This is a genomic window from Seonamhaeicola algicola (assembly GCF_007997385.1).
GTDB lineage: Bacteria > Bacteroidota > Bacteroidia > Flavobacteriales > Flavobacteriaceae > Seonamhaeicola > Seonamhaeicola algicola.
In genome coordinates, this window is the sequence record NZ_VOSC01000008.1 from 725 (window position 1) to 5,233 (window position 4,509).

The 4,509-nt window shown below is 33.3% G+C and carries 4 protein-coding genes; all 4 read right to left on the reverse strand.

The annotated features are described in order from the left end of the window. Window positions 1–1,076 precede the first annotated feature (1,076 nt). Window positions 1,077–1,511 (reverse strand): hypothetical protein, encoded by a 435-nt coding sequence (locus FUA26_RS02505; protein WP_147131125.1) that lies wholly within the window; start codon window positions 1,509–1,511, stop codon window positions 1,077–1,079. A gap of 452 nt (window positions 1,512–1,963) precedes the next feature. After that, the gene (locus tag FUA26_RS02510; protein ID WP_147131128.1) at window positions 1,964–2,182 is read right to left on the reverse strand and encodes a hypothetical protein; all 219 of its coding nucleotides are present in this window, start codon (window positions 2,180–2,182) and stop codon (window positions 1,964–1,966) included. Between the two features lie 298 nt (window positions 2,183–2,480). Next, on the reverse strand, window positions 2,481–3,422 hold the full coding sequence (locus FUA26_RS02515; protein WP_147131131.1) for an alpha/beta hydrolase: 942 nt from the start codon (window positions 3,420–3,422) through the stop codon (window positions 2,481–2,483). Window positions 3,423–3,536: 114 nt separating this feature from the next. Then, a partial coding sequence (locus tag FUA26_RS02520) for a helix-turn-helix domain-containing protein (RefSeq protein WP_317131282.1) occupies window positions 3,537–4,509 on the reverse strand: 973 nt, incomplete at its 5' end.

Below are 4,509 nucleotides of genomic sequence, written 5' to 3' on the forward strand. Positions count from 1 at the left end.
GACAGATTGCGTATCTGTTTAATTTTATCCGCAACGTTTAGTAAGTCGGAAGTAAATTTTGAGTTTTTTTAATTCCGCAACAGAAGTTTTTTCGCGTAAAGTTTTTTGATTTTTTAAAGATTTCGAGTGATTGTCGTACGCCGTTTTTTTCAGCGTTTTGCTGAGAGTCGGTCGCAAATGAGTGTTAAATTTTAATCGGCAATTAGAGATTCGGAATTTTAAAGCGTCCGAGTGAGCGTCGGCCGCTATTGAAAGCAACGGGTTTGCATAGAAGTCAGTTTGGGAGAAAAGAGCAACGCCTTTTCGACCTTTGTACTGACCTTGGTTAAAAGTACTTGATTTTCGTTAGAAAATCAACCCCAAATTGCTTTTATGCAGTGTTGTGTAAAGTAGTTTTTTTTCATTAAGAATATTTGTCAAATTATTGAATTTTTCAATTTTCAGAACTACGATAAATTCGAACACGTTTTACTGGTTTTTCACGTTGTTACTTTTCCATTCAGCCTTGCTACTTTTTTTTATGATTTTAATTTATTGGATTTCTAAAGATTTTTCAGCAGTTACATTTTTCGCGTGATTATTTTTCAATTCAGCATTGCTACTGTTTTGTCAATATTTTTTATTTATCGGGTTTTAAAAGATTTTCAGCAGTTACAATTTTCGCGTTGCTGATTAAAATTCAAAATTGTTACGTTCAATTCAGCGTAATTACGTTTCAAAATCGCACGTTTCTACATTCAATTTTCATGTTGTAGTTTTTTCAAAAATAGGAGAGAAGTCAAATTTTCAGAAACTAAAATTTATCGAATAAAATTCTTTTCAAAACTTCAAACACGTTGCTACTGTGCTATTTTACAGAACGGTTCGGCTATGAGTAGTTGCGTGGTTTAGCACTTAACTTTGCAAGTACACACCAAACTGAAAATCCGAAAGGATTTTCGTAAGTAGAACTAAACAAGCAATGAATTATAGCCATTGTTACCACACGTTTTTTTTAATCAGATTATTAATTTTTAAATCAAATATTATGAAATTTTTCAAGTCAGATTCTCAAGAGATTAGATTTTGGGTTATTGTTATGGTAATTTCATTTTCCATTCAATTAATTCTTTCAATGCTAAAACAATTCCAATGAAAGCACCAATCCTAGCAAACCATTTAGTTCGAGGAAATTCCTTTAGTGTTTCTTTAGATAGTTTTAGGTCAGTACGTTTTGATTCTATCTCTAACCATTTATTGGTCATTCCTCCATTTTTTAGAAAAGAATGTATTTCGTTTCTATTAAAATTGTGCGATAATGTTTTATCTCCTCTATTATTTTTAAAAGAAACTAGGTTTAAAATGGCTAATTCGGTTAAAATGAAGTTTATTCTATTTTCGTTTATTCCAGATTCTTTTAATAAAAACGGAAACCTATTTTGGTATATAATTTCCTCATGGAATAAGTCCAAATATTTTTTTAATGCGTTGTCTATAGATAAACATTCTTTTTCAGTTAATTCTAATTCCATAAAGTTAATTTATCAAATGTGTGGTAACGGTTTCGTATAAGAATAGTTGCGGTTTTGTGTGCGAGGATTTTCCGCAGGAAAATCAGACGTAACAAAATTGCAACTACCTTTGTTTAAGCACTAATGTAGCAATTATTTTTATACATTGTTGGCACACGTTTTTTTTAGTCCGAATATGATAAAGTCCATTTTTATTATTCTTTGTCAAGTTTTATTATGTCTGTTATAGGAATTGTTTTTTGGTTAGTCATATTGGTTTTATGTTCCTTATTAGTTTACTCAAGAATTAATTATCCCGAAAAATTCCAACAGCTTTATGATGTACCAAGTAGAAACCAAAACAGCGGTTATAATTCCGATTGGTTTAACGACGATATCTACATAGTCAGAGATTTTTTCGGCTAATTTTTTTCTTTTATAAATCTTATGTTCAAATGTATAACCTCCATTATCTAAAAAACAATTCCTTGATATTTTATTCCGTAATAACCTTCGGTTGTATGTTCATAAACATAACCGTCATCTAATAACATTCTAAACATCATATATGATTCCGATTTATCAAAGTTCAGATTTGCTTTCTCAACAATTCGGTCAGGTCTTTTCGGTATCTCACCGATATTTTCAGACATATATTTTAAAATCGAATCTAATTTTTGATGTTTAGTCATTTTTCAAATGTGTGCCAACGGTCTTGTATATGAAAAGTAGCCGATTTTAAGCACTAACTTTTCGGATTATATCTGAACTCTAATTTATTCATTTTGTTTCGATTAAGCGATTAAGCCGCTATTTTTTATATACGTTGTTGTGCTTTCGTTGTTTTTTCATTCAGCTTTGGTGTGAAAGCTCTTTGTAACCGTAGGAACGAGGATTACATTGTGCTTTAGCTAGTAGCTAGTTATTTGATTTCATTAGATTTTTAACATAAAAGCCGAAGCAAAGCTTCGGCTTCAAACAAAGTTTAAATTACTCATTAACAAGTTCTGCAAAGCCTAAATGCTCTTTAAAGAAAGGTGCTAATTGTGCAACAGCTTCATCTAAATATTTAGGAATATCATATAACTTCATATGATTAGCTCCTTCAACAATATGTAGTTGCTTGTTGTCTGTTCCTGCTCTTTCCATAAGGTCATCACTCATCCATTTAGATTCTGCAACACTACCTGCCACTACAAATAATGGTTGCGTTAAATAGATTTCTGCCATATTAAAAGCATCATAAGTAACCAATTGTGTTAAACTTCGTGCAGTACCATAACCAGGCGCTGTACTGCATTGTGCTCTATCGGTATGGTAATATTCCCAAGCTTCTTTTAAATCGGTATAAGGTGTATCTTCCTTTTTCATAGGTGCCATAGGCATTTGCACTACATCTTTACCATTGGCTTCCTGGGTACGCGCCGATGCGCCATATTCTAGCCACTTGGTAGCATCTTTCATATCTTGGTCGCCCAGCCAACCTTTGCTAAACATATGCCCGATATTCACTGCACTCACCGTACCAACTGCTTTAATGCGTTTGTCATTAATCGCAGCATTTACCGTATAACCACCACCAGCACAGATACCCCAAGCACCGATGCGCTCGTTATCTACATAAGGTAAGGTTGTTAAATAGTCTACTGCTGAGCTAACATCCTCTGTTCTGACATAAGGATTTTCCAATTGGCGTGGTTCTCCACCGCTTTCACCTTGGTAAGAAGCATCGGTGACTATAGTAACAAAACCGTGTTCTGCAAATTTACGTCCATAGATACCGGCGGTTTGCTCTTTAACACCACCACCTGGGTGTGTAATTACTATTGCAGGATATTGTTTGCTCTCATCAAAATCGTTTGGAAGGTCTAAATAAGCGGACATTGTGAGTCCGTTATTGGTGTTCTTGTAAGAAATTTTCTTTTGTGACATTGTATTGTGTTTTTAGATTACTATTAATTTGTTATCCAAAATTACCCTATAACAATAGCTTGGGGCAGTAACATTTACTGACCAAAAAGAAACATTTTACTGATTATTTGAGATTTAACTATTCGTTAACTTTTGCCTCATTCTGAACTGTTTAGGTGTCAGCTGTGTTTGTTTTTTAAAAAACTTGGCAAAATAATTGGGATAATCAAAACCCAACTCAAAGGCTATTTCGGCATTGGTAAGATTGCTTTCGAGAAGCAATCTTTTGGCACTTTGTGCAATGTACTCGTGAATGGTTTCTATTGCAGATTTGTGGGTATAAGCTTTTAAAACGTCACCAAGGTAATTGGGTGTAAGATTCATCTTTTCGGCAAAATAGTGTACGGTAGGAACACCTTCAATCCTGTCATTATAATAGTCTCGAAGTAATTGTTGAAATTCGCTCACAATGTAGTTGTATTTTTTAGTTTCGCTGGCAAACTGCCTTTTGTAGAAAGATTCTACCAAATTCAGGATTAAATTTACGTAGGCCAACAGTACATTTTGATTGGTACTTTTATCACTGGATTTCTGTATAAGATTTTCATAAAGTAGCACAATTTCTTTTTCTTCCTGTTTTGTTAAAAACAAGGCTTCGTGATAACCATATTCTAAAAAGTTTTGAAACAGATAACGGTTCTTTTCAATAATCTCTTTTGATAGTTGAAGATAGTAGCCTTCAAATGTATCGGTCAGTTCCCATTCATAAAGTTTACCTGGGCTATTAAAAAATACAGCGGTTATGGGTTTCGAATTTTTAGGATCGAAATCAGGTAAATCGGGATTGATGTAATTTGTTTTAAAGGAAATTCGGTAAAAGTCAATATAAATTCCCTGTGATTTTAATAAGGTATTTTCAGGGTATTTGCCAATGTCTATATGATTATCAATTGGTTCAGGGACACCAATAAAACTATTGAATGTTTTAAAATTTGTAAATCTGTTCGCTTGCATTTTCAAGTCAAAATAGTGTTTTTTAGCGGTGGAAAAAGCAATTTGTGCGGTAGCACTCTTTGCTTTGCGCGTTGGCTTTCCACAATGAAGCACA